This is a genomic window from Azoarcus sp. Soil_N_20, from assembly GCF_057656155.1.
Map to the genome: position 1 here is coordinate 1 of NZ_JBDGKX010000055.1, position 594 is coordinate 594.

At 61.8% G+C, this 594-nt stretch carries 1 protein-coding gene; it reads left to right on the top strand.

Annotation, left to right across the window (positions count from 1 at the left end; all coding sequences use genetic code 11):
* Positions 1–253: 253 nt before the first annotated feature.
* Positions 254–594, top strand: a 341-nt coding sequence (locus AC3A35_RS27850; RefSeq protein ID WP_487439802.1) for a transposase, incomplete at its 3' end; no start/stop codon positions are given.

Here is a 594-nt window from a genome sequence, read left to right on the forward strand (position 1 = left end):
CGCCGATGATAGTGAGATTCGCTCTCGTGAAAGTAGGTCATCGTCAGACTAACCCCTCAAAACCCCCTCAGCAATCCGCGCTGAGGGGGTTTTTACGTCTACCACCGCAAACCAAACAGCTACCGCCGGGGTGCGCGACTGGGCAACTCATCTTCCGCGTGATGCGCGCCGTTGAGGCTGTAGAAAAAGCCCGGCTACGGCGCGCGCCACGATGCCTTCGGTATAATTCGGCAACCCCTCCCGGAGTTCCGCGATGCCCCGCTTCAAGACGCCCGACTATGGCCTGAAGATGATCCCGGTGGATTTTGATCGGCAGGTGATTCCGGGCAGCTTCGAGCACGCACTGTGTCACCTCGTCGATCATGAGATTGACCTGGCGGGGCTTGAGGCGCGCTACCGCAACGACAGCACCGGGGCCCCCGCCTTTGCGCCGAACGTGTTGCTCAAGATCGTGCTGCTCGGCTACTCGCGCGGCTTGGTGAGTTCGCGCGCGATTGCCGCAGCCTGCCGCGACAACGTGCTGTTCATGGCGGTTTCGGGCGACAGCGCACCGCACTTCACGACCATCGCCGGTTTTGTCGCCGAACTCGGTGA